The sequence below is a fragment of the Paraburkholderia sprentiae WSM5005 genome (assembly GCF_001865575.2).
GTDB classification, from domain to species: Bacteria; Pseudomonadota; Gammaproteobacteria; order Burkholderiales; family Burkholderiaceae; genus Paraburkholderia; species Paraburkholderia sprentiae.
Genome location: NZ_CP017561.2, coordinates 617,146 through 635,341, shown reverse-complemented (window position 1 = coordinate 635,341; position 18,196 = coordinate 617,146). Strand labels below are relative to the sequence as shown.

Annotated in this window: 16 protein-coding genes; all 16 read right to left on the bottom strand. The window is 62.9% G+C overall.

Annotation, left to right across the window (positions count from 1 at the left end; all coding sequences use genetic code 11):
* Positions 1 to 11: 11 nt before the first annotated feature.
* Complete coding sequence (locus tag BJG93_RS02965; protein WP_027196874.1) at positions 12 to 368, bottom strand: DMT family transporter; 357 nt, start codon at positions 366 to 368, stop codon at positions 12 to 14.
* Positions 365 to 1,198 carry a sugar phosphate isomerase/epimerase family protein gene (locus tag BJG93_RS02960; protein WP_027196873.1) on the bottom strand — a complete coding sequence of 278 codons (834 nt, stop codon included), beginning with the start codon at positions 1,196 to 1,198 and terminating at the stop codon, positions 365 to 367. The genes BJG93_RS02965 and BJG93_RS02960 overlap by 4 nt, the downstream gene beginning before the upstream one ends.
* A complete protein-coding gene (locus BJG93_RS02955; RefSeq protein ID WP_027196872.1) occupies positions 1,195 to 1,989 on the bottom strand; it encodes an NAD-dependent epimerase/dehydratase family protein in 795 nt (264 codons plus the stop codon). The genes BJG93_RS02960 and BJG93_RS02955 overlap by 4 nt, the downstream gene beginning before the upstream one ends.
* Positions 1,986 to 3,125, bottom strand: a complete 1,140-nt coding sequence (locus tag BJG93_RS02950; RefSeq protein WP_034479138.1) for an FAD-dependent oxidoreductase — start codon at positions 3,123 to 3,125, stop codon at positions 1,986 to 1,988. The genes BJG93_RS02955 and BJG93_RS02950 overlap by 4 nt, the downstream gene beginning before the upstream one ends.
* Positions 3,126 to 3,146: 21 nt before the next feature.
* The gene (locus BJG93_RS02945; protein WP_231337426.1) at positions 3,147 to 4,172 is read right to left on the bottom strand and encodes a glycosyltransferase; all 1,026 of its coding nucleotides are present in this window, start codon (positions 4,170 to 4,172) and stop codon (positions 3,147 to 3,149) included.
* Between the two features lie 327 nt (positions 4,173 to 4,499).
* Entirely contained in the window at positions 4,500 to 5,678 is a 1,179-nt protein-coding gene (locus BJG93_RS02940) for a hypothetical protein (RefSeq protein WP_154671802.1), read from the bottom strand.
* A gap of 140 nt (positions 5,679 to 5,818) precedes the next feature.
* Positions 5,819 to 7,288: a hypothetical protein gene (locus tag BJG93_RS02935; protein WP_027196870.1), complete on the bottom strand. Its 1,470-nt coding sequence runs from the start codon at positions 7,286 to 7,288 to the stop codon at positions 5,819 to 5,821.
* 80 nt (positions 7,289 to 7,368) lie between these two features.
* On the bottom strand, positions 7,369 to 7,767 hold the full coding sequence (locus BJG93_RS02930) for a GtrA family protein (RefSeq protein ID WP_027196869.1): 399 nt from the start codon (positions 7,765 to 7,767) through the stop codon (positions 7,369 to 7,371).
* 81 nt (positions 7,768 to 7,848) lie between these two features.
* Positions 7,849 to 8,589 (bottom strand): SDR family oxidoreductase, encoded by a 741-nt coding sequence (locus BJG93_RS02925; RefSeq protein ID WP_027196868.1) that lies wholly within the window; start codon positions 8,587 to 8,589, stop codon positions 7,849 to 7,851.
* Positions 8,586 to 9,902: an FAD-binding oxidoreductase gene (locus BJG93_RS02920; protein ID WP_027196867.1), complete on the bottom strand. Its 1,317-nt coding sequence runs from the start codon at positions 9,900 to 9,902 to the stop codon at positions 8,586 to 8,588. The genes BJG93_RS02925 and BJG93_RS02920 overlap by 4 nt, the downstream gene beginning before the upstream one ends.
* Positions 9,903 to 9,905: 3 nt before the next feature.
* On the bottom strand, positions 9,906 to 11,330 hold the full coding sequence (locus BJG93_RS02915; RefSeq protein WP_027196866.1) for a UbiA family prenyltransferase: 1,425 nt from the start codon (positions 11,328 to 11,330) through the stop codon (positions 9,906 to 9,908).
* A gap of 306 nt (positions 11,331 to 11,636) precedes the next feature.
* Positions 11,637 to 12,770 (bottom strand): glycosyltransferase, encoded by a 1,134-nt coding sequence (locus BJG93_RS02910; RefSeq protein WP_027196865.1) that lies wholly within the window; start codon positions 12,768 to 12,770, stop codon positions 11,637 to 11,639.
* On the bottom strand, positions 12,767 to 14,020 hold the full coding sequence (locus tag BJG93_RS02905) for a glycosyltransferase (protein WP_027196864.1): 1,254 nt from the start codon (positions 14,018 to 14,020) through the stop codon (positions 12,767 to 12,769). The genes BJG93_RS02910 and BJG93_RS02905 overlap by 4 nt, the downstream gene beginning before the upstream one ends.
* Entirely contained in the window at positions 14,013 to 15,134 is a 1,122-nt protein-coding gene (gene wecB, locus BJG93_RS02900; protein WP_027196863.1) for a non-hydrolyzing UDP-N-acetylglucosamine 2-epimerase, read from the bottom strand. The genes BJG93_RS02905 and wecB overlap by 8 nt, the downstream gene beginning before the upstream one ends.
* Positions 15,131 to 16,708 carry a polysaccharide deacetylase family protein gene (locus tag BJG93_RS02895; RefSeq protein WP_027196862.1) on the bottom strand — a complete coding sequence of 526 codons (1,578 nt, stop codon included), beginning with the start codon at positions 16,706 to 16,708 and terminating at the stop codon, positions 15,131 to 15,133. Before BJG93_RS02895 ends, wecB begins: the two co-directional genes overlap by 4 nt.
* Positions 16,705 to 18,087, bottom strand: a complete 1,383-nt coding sequence (locus tag BJG93_RS02890) for a phenylacetate--CoA ligase family protein (protein ID WP_027196861.1) — start codon at positions 18,085 to 18,087, stop codon at positions 16,705 to 16,707. Before BJG93_RS02890 ends, BJG93_RS02895 begins: the two co-directional genes overlap by 4 nt.
* Between the last annotated feature and the right edge of the window lie 109 nt (positions 18,088 to 18,196).

Here is an 18,196-nt window from a genome sequence, read left to right as displayed (position 1 = left end):
ATCCTTTCCTTTCACCCTACGCGGGCAGTAATAAGTGCAACGCCCGCGATGATGAACAGGATCCCCGCACCGACGGTCCACGGAAAAGGCTCACGAAATATCACCACCGACAACACCGCCACGCTCGCAATGGCACCGGCGGTCAACACCGGCTGTGCGACGTTCAGCGGCAATCGGCTGAGCGCCGCCGCATACAGCAGGAAAGCCGCGCCGTACAGCGCGAGGCCGAGCCAGAACGGCCCGTTCTTGAGCGCACCGATCGGATCGGCCAGACTCGGGAAGCGCCGCGGCGGCATCATCGCGATCTTGACCAGCACGCTGGCGGATGCATTCGACGCAATGCCCAGCACCAGGATCAGCCACTTCATGCGCGCACTCCACCGTCGACGCGATAGCAGGAAACCGCCTCGGCGACGGCGCGCCGAACTGCATCCATCGCGGAGCCGGATTTCGGCGCCAGCATTTCGATCGACACCACCTGCTCGGGCAACAGATCCGCCAGCACTTCGGCCACCGCGCGGTGATTCGTGCCGCCCTCGCCGAGAGTGACGAGATCCGGTTCACTCGCGTGCACGTGGCCGATCAGGTGAGCATATTGCGTGACGATTTCGCGCGGGGTTTCCTCGTTGATCGTGAGCGCGCCCGTATCGAGCTGCATGCGAATCGCCGGATGCGCGACCGCCGACACGACCGCCGCGGTATCGCGGCTATTGGTCATGAAGTTGGCGCCGTAGCGTGGCGGATTGGGTTCGAGGCAGATGCACACCCGTCGCTCCGCGGCGAGGTCGCCGAGGCGGCGGAAGAACGCTACCGCGATCTCGTGCGCGGCATCGTCGGTGAGGCCGGTGCGGTCGCGATTACGCGGCGAACCGAACACGAGCCGCGTCGCGCCCAGACCTGCGCCGACGCGGCACACCGCGCGCAAATGGTCCAGCATCGCCTGCTGCGATTCCGCCGTCCCGAACAGATTCAGTCCAGTGGTGCCGAATAGCAGCGACTGCATGCCCGTGATCGAGATGCCGCGCTCGGCCCACCACGCGCGTACGCGCGCGATGTCGTCGGCGCTGGCGGTCTTCAGGTCCGGAAAATACTTGCTGGGCGCCACGTCGATCGCATCGATGCGATGCTGAGCGAGGATGTCGGCGACCTGCTGATCGTCGGCGATTTCCCATGCGATATTCGAAATAGCGATTCTCATGCGTTCCCCGCCGATCCGGTTGCAGATGTCAGCGGCTCGGACTGCGCATACGCGCGCACCGCCTGAATGGTTTCGCGCTTGCTGTACTGATACGAGCCCGTGCCCCCAAAGAGCCCTGCATGCACGGTGCGAAAGTCGTAGCTCGCGGGATGCGCGACCGTATGCTGCTCGAACGGCTTGCCGAAGCCAGCCTCGGAAACCTCCGCCACGGTGACGGGCGCGGCGCTCAGATGCACGAGCTTCAGGCCCGCCGCCAGCGCGATCTCGATGTCATGCCACAGATTCACCATCGGATAGAACTGGAACGAGCCGCGGCTATCGATCGCGTTGAGGTTGTTGTCGTTCAGGAAATCGAAGATCACGTTCTTGCGCAGCCCCGGCCCGACTAGGCCCGGCAGACGTACGATCAGATGGTCCGAGAAACGCGTCTCGACGAATTTCTCCAGCAGGCGCCGGTGCAGGCCATAGGCATGCAGGCCGTCCTCGTCCACCGGCGTGTTCTCGTCGACGCCGAGCGGATGGCGAAACACGTCGACCGTGCTGATCAGCACGAACCGCTCGCACTGAACCGTGGACAGATGATCGATTAGCCCTTCGATCTTCTCGCGGTCCGCCTCGGGTTGCGCATTCGCGATCCACTTCTGCGCGGGCGCGCCCGCGCAGACCACGAGATCGAACGACCTGCCGCGAATCTGTGCGATATCGATGGAGCGGAATTGCGCGTCGAAATGTTTTTGCTTCAGCAGGGTCGAGCCGACAAAGCCCGTATAGCCGATCAGTGCATCGTTCATATGCCTGTTCCCAATACCGTATGTGCATGCGAAGCGGACACGAAGGTCTCCGCATCCAGCTTCTCGAGCACGTCGTAGATGTTGTCGATCTTGCCGCCGAGGATCGAGTAGAGCCCGCTCGACGCGGGGTGCTGCTCGAACAATATCGGCCGGCCGTCGTCGCCTTCGTTTTTCACGAGCACCGTCTTGACCTCGAACAGCGAGTCGGCGTACCGAGCATCATAAACCGCGGGAAAGTAGCGCCCCACGTCCCGGACCATGCGCTCGACGCGGCTCTCTCGTTCGTAGCCGCTCAATCTTTGGTACGGGTCGTCGCCCGGCGCATCCATCCAGCTCGAATGCGGCGTGTAGCGCACATGCGACAGCGTATGAAGACCACGCGCCGGAAACGGCATCATCGAGAAAAACGGCCCGTCCATTACCGTGACGCCCAGCCCGCGCAGTTGCGGCGACGCCTCGACGAGCGCCATTTCGGTGATCTCGTGCTTCAGCTTCGTCTGCGTGCCGCCAAAGTCGCCGCCGAACTGATTCAGGCCGCTATACGTGCAATTAAAAACGTACCTTGCGTGCAAAGCCGTGTGGTACGCGTCGTCGCATTCGAGCACAAAGCCTTCGCTTTGCCGATAAATGCGCTCGACGCGCGTACCGAGCCTCACGTCGACGTCGAGTTCGGCGAGTTCCTGCCGTGCCCAGTCGGCGAGCTTCGTGGAATCGAACGCATACTCTTCGACCAGAAACACCTGCTCGATCAGGCGCGGCTCGAACAACTCGCGAATCGCCCGCGGAGCCGGTTGCAGGCTCGCACCGATTTCCTGGCAAAAGCGCTCGAACTGCCGTGCCGTGACTTTGGAATTGCGCCGCGCGATCGCGTAGACCTTCGTGAAGTCGCGCTGCACGACATCCGGAAAATCGCACACGAAACGCGGCAGATTCACGCGGCTGCGAAAAGCGGTCGTGAAGCTGCGTGGATAGTGATAACCGTTGTGGACGCGCGCCTGATTGTTGTATGAGGCACGCACGAGCAACGCCGGCTCGCGCTCGATCAATGTCACGGTTTTCAGGCCACGCTGCTTCTTCAGGTAGATCGCAATCGCCGTTCCGTAGAAGCCTCCACCGATGACCACAGCATCTTGCATAAGCGCGATCCTCCCGTTCGTTCAGGAGGAATGCAGCGAATCGTCGACATCCGCGCGATGAGGCTCGGGTAATCCGACGTCTTCGATATTGAGTTTCTGACGGCGCGTCATCACGCTGCTGGTGAACTCCTGCGCGACGTGGTAGAGCGGTCCTTCGTTACTGAGCCGCGCCATTTGCAGGATGTACTCGCCGAGCACCAGCAGCACCAGCGAAATCAGAAAGAACATGCCGGATTGTTGCAGCGACAGCGTCACCCAGCCTGGCGCGACATTCGATTTCAGCAGGCCGACCGCGATCACATAGACCGAGTAAACGAGGTTCGACACCGCGCCGAACAGCGATAACGCGGTGACCAGACGCATCGGCGCCTTCGTCGTCGAGACGAGCAGGCGGATACCGCGATCGATGCTGTGCAACAGACGTTTCGCGTGCGCGGCCTTCGGCGGCGTGCTGTAGGTCAGATACGCGCGCGCGAAGCCGCCGGTGGCCGGAAGATAGCGATAGGTCACCGCGGGCATCGGATGCTGCAGCATGAAGTTGATCACGCGTTTGCTGAGCAGGCGGTACTGCGGCGCATCCTTCGCCAGGTGCACGCCGTTGGACCATTTGTACAACGCGTTGAATACCCCAAGACAGGTGCGGTAAGCCCAGCTTTGCACGGGGTTCTGTTCGTTGGCGGCGAACACAACGTCCGCGCCGCTCGCCGCCTTGTCGAGCATGGTCGGCAGAAAGCGGATGTCGTCGACGAGCGGGTCGACCACGGCGACGAAATCTCCAAGTGCGTTTTCGAGGCCCACCCATGACGCCGTGTCCGAATCGACCTCCTTTGTCAGCGCGTACACCTGCAGATTCGGCAACCCGCGCTCGCTCGCGAGCTGCTTGAGCACGGCGACGCTGTCGTCGTCGGACGCGTTATCGACGACGATCAGCTCGTAATCGCTCACGAGCGTGCCCGTGACCGAAGCCGCGTCCTTCAGGATGGCTTCGAGGTCGCGCGCCTGATTGCGAACGACAAATACGACGGACAAAAACACCGGGAAAAACACGACCTGCCCCCTTGGCAATGACTTCAGACCCGCGCGCCACCGCTTCGCGCAGGTGGCGCGCGGATCTCGCGCCGCACGTTCGAACGGCGAGGATCGACAACTGCGCGGGCACGCGGCACGAACTGCGCCGGAAAACGGCTACCCGCCGCGCGCGAGCCGGAAAAAATCGAGTCCAACTATGCCGTTACCGGCTATTTATCGCAAGTTCCCTTTCAAACCGAAAGAATAGCCACCGGCACGCTGATGCTCCGTCGTCCGCGCGCGCTGCGCATAGCCGACGCCGACCCGCGAACAACGGCTCAGCTTCGCTCGCGCGCCACCGCAGCGTCATCGCGTATCCGGGATTTGCGCAGTCCAGTTCGGCGCTACCTTCAGCGTGTATCCAGCGCTCTCGCGCGTAACCTCCCACATCGGCCATTCGGATACCGAAAAACGTGTAGCGCTGGCGAGCAATATCACCATGACGAGCGCGCCCGCCAATATTCTCGATAGCTTCGACGTCGTGGTGGCGGCTGAAAGCAACGCGGCCCAGAAAGAGAACAACAAGGCCGGATAGACATAGCGGGCGCCGAAGCCGTACCACGCCATATCCATGCCCTCAGGATTCGTCCGCGCGGAGCCAAGCAACCAGATAATAAGCGCCATTGGGGCGAGCAGCAGACACGCCCAAACAGCTCGCGACCTCGCGGTGACGAACACCAATGCCACGGCGAGGATCAGACCGCCGACGAGCGGCGCGCCGTCCGGAGACGGAAGCAGGTCGCAGAACAGATCGCGAATCATGCGGGCGCCGTAATTCCAGACGCTCGGCGATGCGCCGAAATCAAGCGTCGGAGAGCCGTTCGTCGCGATCGCATAGACCTGCCCCGCCACGCCTGCAACGTACGCGACGAGAAAACCGATCTGCCGCCGCGAAAGCGGTCCGCGCCGGCAAGCGTAAATGGCGGCCAGCACGGCGGGCCCGAACGCGATGATCCCAAATGGCCCGGTCAGTGCAATCGCGGCAACGGCGAGCGAACGAACGCCATACCATGATTCAGGTGGATCGAACAGGTTTTCCCACAGAAGAACGATCAGCGTCGGGAAAAGTATCCATTGGATATTCGTAATGTTCAGCAAAACCTCGCCCGTCTGAGGAACCAGCAACGGCGCGAGCGCGAGAAGAGCGGCAACCGGACGTGAGAAATGTCGAAACGCGCAGGCCATGTAGGCGCTCGACCCAGCCGTGATCAACGCACACGACCATGCGAAGAAGTACGGAGCCTTCTCGATGGGTGTCGATTTCATTTGCAGCCACGCAACAAGGCGCGGCACGAAATGCCAATAGCCGGCATAGGTCCGTATAAACGATCCGATCCCCAGTTCGCGTGCTTGCGCGATAAAGATCACCGCATCTTCGGCCCACAGAAAACCTCGCTCGATGCGCCCCGGCGCGCGGTACCACATGAGCAGAAAAGCACAAAGAAATACCAGCAACGGAAATAAACAGTCCTTCTCTCGACGCATACAAGTATCTGGTTATGTCTTCAGACGAAGATGTGAAACAGGGAAAAGCGGACGGTCGCCAGGTCGAGTTGGCCACTCTCGGATCAAGGTATAGGGCGCCACCCGGATGAACGTCGCTTCGTCGCGAACCTTGGCCGGCTCTATGATGTGCGCCGATCTTTCGCGCACATCTGGATCCGCTTCCGGGTCCCCGCCGCATCGCTGCGCTTCAGCAGGCGATACCCGTCGGAACTGAAAGCCTCCACGGGAGCATAGGCCTCACTACTGAGCAGGCAATTCGCACTCGCCTCGAAACTCCAGAGCGGCTGATGCACCACAATGTAATCCGGGCTGTATCTCGTCAGCCACGAGTAAACATCCCCGCGAGCGATGTAGTCTGCGTTGTAGCGGTTGGTCAGGCCGAGAATGTCGATGACGTAGCGCTCGGAATACCATCCAATTGTTCCGATCTCGACGGTCGCCACCACGGCATTGCCCGGTGTGTTTGCCTTTAGCCATTCACCGATGTTCTTGTACGCTTCCATCGGGCCGCGGTGGACGTTCGACAGATTGAAGCTATGGTAGAAGAATCCGCTCGCCGCAACAAAGAACGCGCAAAACAATGCAAGAAAAGCGATGTTTTTCCGGGCGCGCCGATAGGTCAGCTCGAGTATCTTCCACACCCCCGTGCCAACGAACAGCAAACCGAAAAAGAAGAACGGCGCATAGTACCAGTGGTAATTCGGAATATGCAGAAATACATAAAACGAGCCCAGCAGCAACAGATAGAAGATGATGAGCCACACCATCCTTTTGCCGAGTCCCGATAGCACGCCAACCAGACCGACCGGCAGCATGAACCAGAGCAGCCGGGAATCGCCTCCGAAAAACGCGCCCTTCATGTACTGCACGTGGAGAAAAATCAGCCCCTCTCCCCATAATCCCGACTTACCCTGCCCCAGCTTCGCACTACCCGTAGCCGGAAGAAAGGCGCCATAGTAGTAATAGTTGAACAGGAAATTGGCCGCGAGCAAAACGAGCGGCGCGACAAAATATCCGGCGCGCGGCAGCTTTCTGTTTTTGACAACGTAGTCCGCAATGAGCACAGCACCCAGGAACACGCCTTCCGTGCGTGTCATGAAAAGCAAGCCAAGAACCACACCAAGGCCGAAAAACTGCTGCCGGCGGTAGAGTATCAACGCGAGTGCCGACAGGAACAGAAACAACGAAGTCTCCATCCCGAACGTCGTGTAGAAGTAATTGAATGACACGACGGTCAATGCGCAGAGCGTCTTCTCATACTTCCCGGTCGCGAGCACATGGGCTCCCGCGATCGCAGCGGCGCACAGGAACACGAAAGACAGAAAAATCGTCGTGTATTGCAGATTTCCCGTCACCGCGTTAGCCGCGATCAACAGGTAGGAATACAACGGCGACGTCAGGCCGTTGAAGCGGTCGCCGGCGTTGTAGGTCAGACCGTTTCCCTCAAACAGATTGCGCAGATACCGCAGGTAAATCAGCGCGTCATCCAGCTGGAAATCGCGCGCCCGCCATGACAGATAGCCGCCGACGGCAATCGTAACCAGAAGCAGGAGCGCATTTTCTGAAAGATACTGTCTGAGTCGTTGCATGCCCGTGGGCCAAAAAGGTTTTGAGTGAGCGCATTCAGCCGCGCTTGCGCGACCTCTAACTTGCCAGGGCGTTGCCCCAATCAGGCAAAAACAAACTTCTTGTCGAGCCGATACTTGACGACGTAACCGATCACCAGTCCAACCACGCCGCCCATCAACCGCGCAGGCTCGGAATGATAGATCGCATCGGCGCCGAATTCGAAACCCCAAAAAATCGCCGTGGTGGCCAGCCCCATCACCGTGTACAGCAGAAAACTCCTGACGCCGTGCGACAGATCGCGATGTCGGTAGCGAAAGATCCAGACCTTATCAAGCGCGAACTTTACCACCAGCCCGACCCCCGTCCCGACGAACACGGACAGCGGCACGCTGAATGCGCCGGAATAGGCCATCACGGACAGCTTCTGAAAACCGATATTGGCGAGAATCGAAAGCCCCGCGAATAGCGCATAAAAAATAACGAGGCGCGACGCGCTCATCGGAGTTGCTGGTGTGCTCACGAAAGGGACCACCCTGTCAGGGAAGATGAAACGAAAATCCGCCGCGCGGCCGGCAACGCATTACAGCGATAGCCGCTTGAACACGCGGCGCGGGATGGAGCGAATGATCAGCATGATGCCCCCCCAGAACCACGGCGTATAAACGACATCTCTGCCCTTTTCCACCGCGCGCACGATATCGCCAGCAACCTTGTCAGCCGTGGCCACGAGCGGCCCCGGCAACGGCAAGCCCGCCGTCATCGGCGTGGCGACGAAGCCTGGCTTGATGGTCACGACATGCGCGCCCGCCTTGAACAGGCGTGCCCGCAAACCCTCGCAAAAAGCCGACAGCGCCGCTTTCGCGCTGCCATACAGATAGTTCGACTGACGCCCGCGATCGCCGGCAACCGACGAAATGACCGCGATCGTGCCGCGTCGCTGCAGCTCGATCACGTTCGCAAAGCGCGTCAGCAGCGCGATGACCGATACCGCATTGGTGTTGAACTCGCGCACTGCAACGTCGACATCGTTCTGGCAAGTCTGCTGGTCCGGCAGCGTGCCGGGCGCGACCAGCACGATATCCAGCGCGCCGAACTCGGCCGCGCAGCGCTGCATCATCGCCGCGTGTTCGCCCAGCTGATCGATGTCCAGCTGCTGGCACAGCACGGTCTGTGCGCCGCGTGCGGTGAGGTCGTCGGCGACCTGCTGCAAGCGCTCCGCATTGCGCGCGACGAGAAAAAACCGCGCACCCTGTTTGGCCCACTGCCGGGCGCAGGCAATGGCAATCGCCGACGTGGCGCCTACGATAACGATATTTTTCATACTCGAGTGGTTCGTTCCCAAAAGCGTGACAGCAAGGCCGGGTCACGCAGCGCCTCGACCTGTTCCCATTGCGGGTACGCAACGCGAAAATCTTCGCCCGACATATGGGCGTCCTTGGCCGGATACAGGCGGCCGCCGCTCTCCCGCACGATCGCGTCGAGCCGTTCGAACAGCTTGCGATTCGATGCCTCGCGCTGCGGAAAATCCAGAGCCAGCGACGTGCCCTCCAGCGGAAACGACAGCAGCCCGGGTGAGCCTAGATGTCCGCAGCGCTTCAACACCGCGAGTATCGACCCGGTGCCGCTGCGGGCGATCGCGTCGAGAATCGCCCGAGTCGCATCGCGAGCGGCCAGCGCCGGCATCACACACTGATACTGCTGAAACCCCGACCGCCCATAAATACGATTCCACTCGAGCAAGCTGTCGAGCGGATAGAAATACGAATCGTAGCTGACCGTCGACTTCACCTCGTCGGCGCGTTGCCGCCGATAGTACAACTCGTTGAACGCGCGCAGGGTCAGCCGATTGAAGATCGGAATCGGCGACGTGAAAGGCACCGTACGCGTCTTGCGGCGTTCAACTTCGAGCCGCCCGCCGGATGCGTGATCGCCGACCATGAAGATGCCTCTGCCCAACGCGGCATCGCGGCTCTGGCAGTCGACCCAGGCGACGCTGTACTCGTGCAACGCATCGAGCCGCTCGGACAGCGTAAAGAATTCGTCGAGGTTGGCAAAGCGGATGCTGGTCACGTCGAGCATGCTCGATTTGATCGGCATCAACTGGATTTCCGCCCAACCGATCAGCCCGGTCATCCCCAAGCCGCCAATCGTCGCGGCAAAAAACTCCGGATGCGAGTCCGGCGCACACTCGAACTGCGTGCCGTCGCTACGCAGCAGGCAGAAACGCCGCACATGCCGGCCAAAGGTGCCGCGGACATGATGGTTCTTGCCGTGCACGTCGTTGGCAATCGCGCCGCCGAGGGTCGCGTACTTCGTACCTGGCGTGACCGGCAGCATCCATCCGCGCGGAACGGCGACGTCGAGAATCTGCTCGAGCGTGATGCCGGGCTCGGCGCGCAAGATGCCGCTTTGCCAATCGGCGCAAATCAGCCGGTCCAGCGGCAGCGTCTGGATCACGTGTCCCGACGACGCGAGGCAACTGTCGCCATAGCTGCGCCCATTGCCGAACACGAGCGTCGTGCGTTCCCCGTCCGCCACGCCGCGCCATACCGTGGCCGCCGAATCGCGCCACGCGATCGGATGCGCATCTTGCGGAACGTACGGATAGCGCCCCCAGGACTGGACTTTGGACATCGCCTAGATCGCCATCCAGAACACGATGCCGCACAGCGCGAAGACCAGCCAGCTGCCCCGATCTTTCGCGGCGAAGACGATCGGATCGTCGTGCATCTTGCCACGATGAGCGATGATCCATGTCCGGCTTACCCAGTAAAGCAGCAAAGGACAAGCGATCCAGATGAACTCCGGATGCCGGTACAGGCTCGTCGTATTGCCGTCCTGAATGTAAAGCGCGAGAACCAGCACCGAAAGATAGCCGGAGGCTGCGCCAAGCGACGAAATCAGCGAGAGATCGCTCGCGACATAGCCCCGGCCGCGCGACTTCACGAGGCCACGTTCCCGTAGCGCATGCAATTCCGCATATCGCTTGACCAGCGCCAGGCTCAGAAAAATAAACATCGAAAACGCCAGCAGCCAGAACGTGAGCCGTGCGTCGATCGCGGCGCTTCCGGCGATGATTCGCGTTGTGTAGAGCGAGGCCAGAACCACGACATCCATCATGACGCGCCGCTTCAGATAAAGCGAATAAGCGAGCGTGAGTAGGTAATAGCCGAGCAAGACCAATGCGAACTTATGTGGCAGACAGAACCATGCAATCGCGCCACCTAGCACCAGTAGAACAGGAAAGAGCGTCGCGCCCCAGATGAGCGGCAATGCGCCGGAAGCAAGCGGCCTTTTGCGTTTTGTCGGATGATGCCGGTCGTCTTCGAGATCGAGCAGGTCATTCAGCAAATAGACGCTCGACGCACACAGGCCGAAGGCAAAAAAGGCGAGAATCGCGGCAATCACCAGAGCCGGATCCGATAGTTGGTGCGCCGCCAGCAACGGAACGAATATCAGCAGGTTCTTCAGCCACTGGTGCAGCCGCAACGATTTCGCCCACGTCTTCGACCGCGCGGTACGTTCGTCGATCACGCGCTTGACATTGCCGTGCTTGCGCGCGGCACGCTCCACCCCAGTCGATGGATTGACGACGTAAGCGCGCTCCGCGGCCTCCCAGACCGCGACGTCGTCGTGCGAATTTCCCGCGTAATCGAAGCCTTTTTCGCCGAACTCCGCAACCAGCCTGTCGCGCTTGCGATGCGCGGACAGATTGATATCGCCGTCCGTGGCAAAGATCTTATCGAACAGTCCGAGATGATCGGCGATGGCATTCGCATAGCGCAGATGGCTCGCGGTTGCCAATACGAGCGTACGCCCCGCGGCCCGCTCCTCCTTCAGCCACTCGATCACGGCGGCATCGTAAGGCAGAACGGTAACGTCGATATTGGTGGCCTCGGCCAGACGGGCTTTGAGCCCCGCCTTACCCTCGCGCATGAGCCATAGAAGCGGCTCATAGAAACGGTGCGGCGCGGACCGGGTGAACGCAAAGCCGCATTCGATCAGGACGTCTGAGCGAATGAGCGTTCCGTCAAGGTCGACAACGAGGGGTTTGCTGCTCATTCAGTTGTCCGCCGCAAGGGAGAAAACAAGGTGAAAAACCATGCGATAACGAGAAATGCGGATAGAAAATCGTGTAGAAATCCGTTCTGACACGGTGCTTGGTCGAATCGAATCGCCAAAGCCGGCTACTCCACGCGCGTCTGGCGCGCGCCACTTTACTATCTCGGCACTCGCCTTACAACTCGCCTCGAAGTCATTTGATTCCGCCGAGTTGTGATGGAGGCGACAATCGGCGGCGGTCCTATGCAAGCTCGGCAAATACTACAACATCCGATACGCACGACGGTTCGCGCAAATTAGACGGCCTCAGGCCGCCAATACTTCGTCATATAACGCCTGATACGCGTCGCCCAACGCCGGTCCCGAAAACAGGCGCTCATATCGCTCGCGGGCCGCCGCCCCCATTTTGCGGGCAAGCGCTTCATCGACAACAAGCTGCTTCATCGCGGCAGCCAGTTTTTGTGGCGCCTCGGGCGGCACGACAAACCCCGTCACCCCATCCTCGTTCACAAACGACGTCCCCGATCCCACCTCGCAGCACACCATCGGCTTGCCGAACATCGCCGCTTCGACCAGCACCATCCCGAACGCTTCGGAGCGCAAATGCGAGGGCAGCACCATCGCGCGACAGCCCTTGAGCAGCGCGACCTTTTCTTCATGCGTGACCTGCCCGGCAAACACGACGTTGCTCGCGCCATGCTCCCGCGCCAACGCGGCGAGCCGCTCGCGCTCGGGTCCCGAACCCGCGATGACGATTTTCGCCCGCACATGCCGGGCGGCCTCGACGAGCGTATGCAGTCCCTTGTAGTAACGCAGCACGCCGAGCGCGAGAAAATAAGGCTCGCCTGGCGCCAGACCGAGCCGGCTGTCGAGCTTGCGCTGCGCGTCGAGGGGCTGCAGCTCGTCGCGGTAGTCGATGATGCCCAGCGGAATCGTCTTCAAACGCTCCTTCGACACGCAGGCCGCGAGCGCCTCGCTGGTCCGCGCATAGGCGGGCGACGTCGCGACCACCGCGGACATGCTGCGCAGCGTGCGCCGCATCAGCGGTCCATAGACGGCGCCGAGCAGCTTCTGCCGCACGATGTCGGAGTGATACGTCATCACCGTCGGCTTTTTCGTGCGTCCGAGCAGATGCAAGACGTCGGCGAACGGCCACGGAAAATGGAAGTGCACGACATCGGCCCAGTCGGCCATCTGGCGATACTTCATGACCGCGCACGGCCCGCCGAGATCGCACGATGCCGGCGCGGCCCACGATTTCTCGCGGACCACCTGCCCCTCGGGACGCTCGACGACGCTCGGCGTCGGCGTCGGCGACAAGGTCAGAATGCGCGGTTCGACGCCGCGCTCGCGCGTCGACAGCGCGATCTGGCGGATCGCTTCCTGCAAGCCGCCAGGCGGGTCCGGGAAGTACGTGCGGTACACATGAACGACCCTCACGTACGCACCTCCGCGCCGGCTTGCGGCGCGCTGCTGCCGCCCGCGAGCGGATAGTGGAACGTGATCGCCAGCATCTTGTCCAGCCGTGCCTCCCACGTATTCTCGCCGACCGCCGCACGCGCTTCGTCGGCGCTCAGCTTGCCGCGCGCGAGCTGCCTTTCGATCGCCGCGATGAAGGCGTCGGCATCGCCGCCAACTTCGAGCCCCGCGCGCGGTTCCTTCGCGAAATCGAGCGGCGTCGACACGACCGGCAAACCGGCCGCGAGATATTCGTAGAACTTCATCGGAAACATCGAGTGCGTGTACTCGTTGATCAACGTCGGCAGCACGCCGACCCGCATGCCGCGCAGGTACTGCGGCAGCACGCGATACGGCCGGTAGCCGAGCAGATGCACGTTCGGCAGACGCGCGAGTTGCGCGAGCAGGTCGCTGCGCTGCCCTTCGCGCTCCTCGCCGATGATCACCCATTGCCAGCGCGGCCGCGCCTGCGCGGTTTGCAGCAGCAGCGGCAGGTCGACCTTGAAGTCCGACAGCACGCCGTGATACACCAGCCGCGGCTCGTCGATCGCGGCGAGCTCGGCGGGCAACGGGCCGTCCGCCCGCGCTGCGCCGAAGTGCGCTTCGTCGACCACGTTGCCGAAGAAATGCGTATTGGGATTGAACGGCACGCACACGTCCTTCAGCGATTGCGCGGTCGTAAACACCGCCTCGCAGCGGCCGAGCAGATCGCGTTGCGCGTTGCGGAACGCGTCGACGTCGACGCCCGGAATCGCCGCGATGTCGTCCACGCAGTGGTAGACGAGCGGCCCGCGCGGCAGCGTCGCAATCGCGTCGAGCATGTACGGGTGGTAGGTCCACACGACCGGCTCGTCGTAGCGATGCGACCTCGCGAAGCGGTTCACCGAAAAGCGCAGCATCGCCTGGTTCAGCGAGCGCACGAACGGCAAATGATGCCCCGCCGGCACCATCAGCGGCGACAACACCCAGATGTTGTCGGCGCGCCGCGGCGGCCCGAGCATGAGCGACTGCACGCCGCGCCACAAGCGCCGCCACAGGCGCGACCAGTCGCGGCCGCTGGCCACTTTCGGCGAGCGGAAGCCGACGCTTTCCACATACAGGATTCGCCAGCCGCGCGCGGCCAGGATGCTCGCCGTGTGCTGCTTGTTGGTCCAATACGGCTCGTCCCAGTCGGCGGTCGAAAACAGCACGCAGTCTTGCGGGGCAAGCACCGGGTTCTTGCCGTCAGCCAACGAACACCTCGACCGGTCGGCCGCGCAGGCTGTCGACGATGCGCCGCGACGCCAGCCCGTCGCCATACGGATTCGCTCGATCGCGCAGCGCGGCGCGCCGCGCGGGATCGTCGAGCCAGCCGATCACGGCGCGCTCGATGCTCGCCGCGCTCTGCCCCGCGAGCGTCGCGAAGCCGGCGTCGACGCCTTCGCGGCGCTCGGTGTGGTTGCGCATCACGACGACCGGCACGCCGAAGGTCGGCGCTTCTTCCTGGATGCCGCCCGAATCGCTGACCACGACAGCGCTGCCGCTGATCAGATAAAGGCTCGTCGGATAGTCGACCGGCTCGATCAGCGCGAGGTTCGCGATGCCATCGAGCTCGCGATGCACGGGCTCGCGCACGGCCGGGTTCAGATGCACGGGGAATACCCAGCGGTAATCGCTATAGCGCTGACACAAATCGCGCAGCACCCGGCAAATGTCCTGCAGCACGTCGCCGAAATTCTCGCGGCGATGGCAGGTGACGAGCACGTGCTGCTGCTGCGCGCCGCGCCATGCGGGCAGCGGACTCGCCGCGGGCGTGACGTTCCAGCTCGCGCGCACTTCGCCGATCGCATCGACGACCGTGTTGCCGGTCACGACGATCTTCTCCGCCGCGACACCTTCGGCAAGCAGGCTGTCACGCGCACGCGAGGTCGGCGCGAAATGCAGCGTCGCGATGCGCCCGAGCAGACTGCGGTTCGCTTCCTCGGGAAACGGACTCGTGAGATCGCCGGTGCGCAGCCCCGCCTCGACGTGACCCACGCGGATGCCGCGTTGGAACGCCGCGAAGCCCGCGCAGAACGCGGTCGTCGTGTCGCCCTGCACGATCACCCAGTCGGGGCGCGTTTCGTCGAGCGCGCGGTCGAGCGCCGCGATCAGGCGCGACGCCAGCGCGTTCAGCGATTGACCCGGGTGCATCGTTTCGAGCGTGATGTCCGGTTCGATGCCGAAGAATTCGAGCGCCTGCGCGGCCATGTCCTTGTGCTGTCCGCTCGCGCAGACGATCGTGTCGAACTCGCTGCGCAGCGCTCGCACGAGCGGTGCGAGCTTGATGACCTCGGGCCGCGTGCCCATCACCACCATGACTTTCATTGCAGTGCTTTCCCCGCCTCGACCTTGGTATGAGCGCCCCGGAACTCGACGCCGAGCGCAAGCGGCGTCGTGTCGGCGAATGGCGTGACGACGTGAAATGCGCCGTCGTGTTCGACGACCCGCGCGAACGACCGGAAGCGCAGGAAATCGAGCGCGGCTTCTTCGTGCAGGAACAGCGGCCATTGCGCCTTAGCGCGCATGTAGGCGATGAACTGCTCGTGCGCGTCGATGCGCGCCGCCTCGTCGGACCAGCCGTACGCGTAGCGCTCGGAGAACGGATGGTCGAGATAGCCGAACAGCGTGTTGGTCGCGTACGCGGTGTCGAACGCCTGCTTGAAGATCGCGAGCGGATCGCCCTCTTTCAGCATGCAGTCGCCGTGCAGCATGCACTGCTGACTATGGCCGACGAAGCCCGCGGGCAAACCGGCCAATGCGCCGCCGCGCGCCGACAGAAACTCGGGATCGTTGCGGATGATGCCGCCGATGCAGCCCGCGTAGCCGGCGTCGACCAAGCCGCGCATCGCGTACGGCGGCGACTGGTGAAACGGCGACACCGCGTAGCGCACCGGCACGCCGGTCGCGCGTTCGAGCAGTTCGGCCGATTGCGCGCCTTCCGCGAGCGCGGTGTCGTAGCTGCCGCCCCAGTTCGGCGAATGCGTCGCCGTGTGCGACAGCACCGCGCCCTGCTGCCGGTCGGCGAGCAGGTCGCGCAGGATGTCGTGCTGGCCGCCACGCTGCAAGTTGTGGGTATGCACCGCGAGCGTGAACGGCACGCCGAGCCGCTGATACGCGTGCCATAGCGGACGCGCCGATTCGACGTCCTCGTCGCAATCGAGCCGCGACGTGATCGCCGCGTCGTAGCCCCACGGCAGTTCGCTCAACACCGGTTGACACGGCAGCGCATCGGCCCGGTAGCCGCACAGGAACTGCTCGACGAGGCGCCATTCGAACGAATCGCATGGACCGACCGGCCGATTGAACCACAGCACGCCCGACGCGCCGGCATCCCACAGCGCCGCGTAGGCGAACTGCCGCTCGCCATTCACGACGACCGCGGCCAGTTCCGCTTCGGCCGGCACGTCGGGCGCTTCTGCAAGCGCCCAGATCGAGCCGTCGGCGCGAATCGCGCCGTAGCCGAGGTTGTTCCATTCGTCCGCGAAATCGAAGCGCTCGAACGGGCGATGCCATGCCGCGCCGCCGAGCGTCTGCGCAAGCGCGCCGTAGCGCACCGCCGCCGGGCTTTCGCGCGATTCACCGGAAGGCGCCGCTGCACTGCGGCTCGCCTGTGCAAGTTCGGGCGGCAAGGCCGCGGGCCGATAACGCAGATAGTCCGCGAGCGCGATCGGCATATGGCCGAACACGATCAGCTTGCGCGGCCGCGCATTCACGAATGCGATCAGGTCGGCGCTCCACGCGTCGGGCGCGTCGACGGCGACCACGACGTCGGGCGCGATCTCATGCAGCATGTTGCGCGTGATCGCGTGCGCCCCGCTCGCGCTGACCGAGCGGCGCAGCGCCGCCAGCACGTATTGGCCCGCGTCGGCGCGCGCATCGGGAAACACGACGCCGATCATGCGCTCACCACGTGGCGGAATTTGGCGCGGCTGCCCACGCGCACGAAATCGTCGTGACCGACGTAGGCGATCGTGAACGCGTCCTGCCAGAAGTGGCGCAGCTTCGCGGTCGTGTCTTCCGCGTTCGCGTGCGGTTCGAGCACGATGCGCAAAGTGGGCGGCGTCGTGCGCAGATCGATCTGGAATTCCTGGATGCCGCCGACGCGGTGATCGAGCATGTCCTGGATGTGGTGCGTCGGATGCGCGACGCCGTTGATCGGCACGACGTCGTGAATCCGGCCGACCACGTCGGTCAGGAAAAAGCCCTTGTCCGTCTCCTGCACGCGCGCGAGGTCGCCGGTCGTGTAGCGGATCAACGGCATCAAGCGGTTGCGAAAACCGGTGAAGACGAGCTCGTGCGCGCCGTCGGGGTTGTCCGGCGCGACGCGGCTTTCCGGCCAGCCTTCCGATTCGAGGATCTGGAAGCCGCCTTCATGGCCGTCGAGCTCGTAGGCCATCACACCGAGCTCGGCGAGACCGTAACGGTCGATCACGCGACAGCGCAACGCCTTCGCGATCATCTCGCGCGCATGCGGCTCGAGCAGCTCGCCGCTCGACTCGAACACCTCGAACGCATTGCCGCCGCCGTACTTGCGCTCGACGTAGCAGGCGAGCGCGTACATCGTCGATGGATGCGAGTGCGCGAGATACGGACGGCGCCGCTTCAGCGTGCGCCACATTTCCTCGAGGCCCTGATCGTCGATGCGGTCGAAGAAGATATTGCTGCGATTCATCGCGAAGCATTTGAAGTCTTCGCGCGATGGCCACTCGGGCACGGCCTGATCCGGGAAACGGCACGCGAAATGCAACTCCGAGCGATGGCGCAGCTTGCCGATCCGCTCGCGGCAATAGTTGGTGACCGCCGACGAATAATCGGCGCCTTGCTGGTCGTAGTAGATCGTCGTCGAAAGGCCGGTCGAGCCGCCGGTCTTGCATGCGTGGTGCTTGCCCGCCTCGAGCGGCCCCGACAACAGGCGCGGCCCCTGCTCGCGGATGATGTCTTTCGTCAGATACGGCAGTTCTTCCAGATAGCGCGGGTCGTCCATGAGCTTGGCGGGATAGAACTGCTTCGCCTGGAACAGATCGCGATAGTAAGGCACCTTCGCGCCGGCGAATTCAAGCGTGGCGACGAGTCGTTCGAGCGCGATGCGGCGGCGGTGCGGCATCGGCAGTGCATAGTGCTCGCGCAGCTCGCGGATTTTCGGGCGCACGTTGCGTTTTTCAGCGTTCTCCGCAATCGGATACGCGATATAGCCGCCCGCGAAACCCTTCAACGCGCGAAACGGCTGACGCACGAGCAGGGATTCGGAGTAGCGCAGAAATGGATGATTAGCTCGCATCGAATTCGAACCTTGTTACGCCTCGAGGCCTGCCACGAGGGTGTTGCTGAACGGCGGGACTGCGGGTCGCTGGCCGGCGCGCGGGCCGGCGGCGCACCAGGGCGCCGCG

Excerpts from the sequence above, each read along its gene's own strand:
- BJG93_RS02965 (WP_027196874.1), bottom strand. The coding sequence starts at position 368 with ATGAAGTGGCTGATCCTGGTGCTGGGCATTGCGTCGAATGCATCCGCC.
- BJG93_RS02960 (WP_027196873.1), bottom strand. The coding sequence starts at position 1,198 with ATGAGAATCGCTATTTCGAATATCGCATGGGAAATCGCCGACGATCAG.
- BJG93_RS02955 (WP_027196872.1), bottom strand. The coding sequence starts at position 1,989 with ATGAACGATGCACTGATCGGCTATACGGGCTTTGTCGGCTCGACCCTG.
- BJG93_RS02950 (WP_034479138.1), bottom strand. The coding sequence starts at position 3,125 with ATGCAAGATGCTGTGGTCATCGGTGGAGGCTTCTACGGAACGGCGATT.
- BJG93_RS02940 (WP_154671802.1), bottom strand. The coding sequence starts at position 5,678 with ATGCGTCGAGAGAAGGACTGTTTATTTCCGTTGCTGGTATTTCTTTGT.
- BJG93_RS02935 (WP_027196870.1), bottom strand. The coding sequence starts at position 7,288 with ATGCAACGACTCAGACAGTATCTTTCAGAAAATGCGCTCCTGCTTCTG.
- BJG93_RS02930 (WP_027196869.1), bottom strand. The coding sequence starts at position 7,767 with ATGAGCGCGTCGCGCCTCGTTATTTTTTATGCGCTATTCGCGGGGCTT.
- BJG93_RS02925 (WP_027196868.1), bottom strand. The coding sequence starts at position 8,589 with ATGAAAAATATCGTTATCGTAGGCGCCACGTCGGCGATTGCCATTGCC.
- BJG93_RS02920 (WP_027196867.1), bottom strand. The coding sequence starts at position 9,902 with ATGTCCAAAGTCCAGTCCTGGGGGCGCTATCCGTACGTTCCGCAAGAT.
- BJG93_RS02915 (WP_027196866.1), bottom strand. The coding sequence starts at position 11,330 with ATGAGCAGCAAACCCCTCGTTGTCGACCTTGACGGAACGCTCATTCGC.
- wecB (WP_027196863.1), bottom strand. The coding sequence starts at position 15,134 with ATGAAAGTCATGGTGGTGATGGGCACGCGGCCCGAGGTCATCAAGCTC.
- BJG93_RS02895 (WP_027196862.1), bottom strand. The coding sequence starts at position 16,708 with ATGATCGGCGTCGTGTTTCCCGATGCGCGCGCCGACGCGGGCCAATAC.
- BJG93_RS02890 (WP_027196861.1), bottom strand. The coding sequence starts at position 18,087 with ATGCGAGCTAATCATCCATTTCTGCGCTACTCCGAATCCCTGCTCGTG.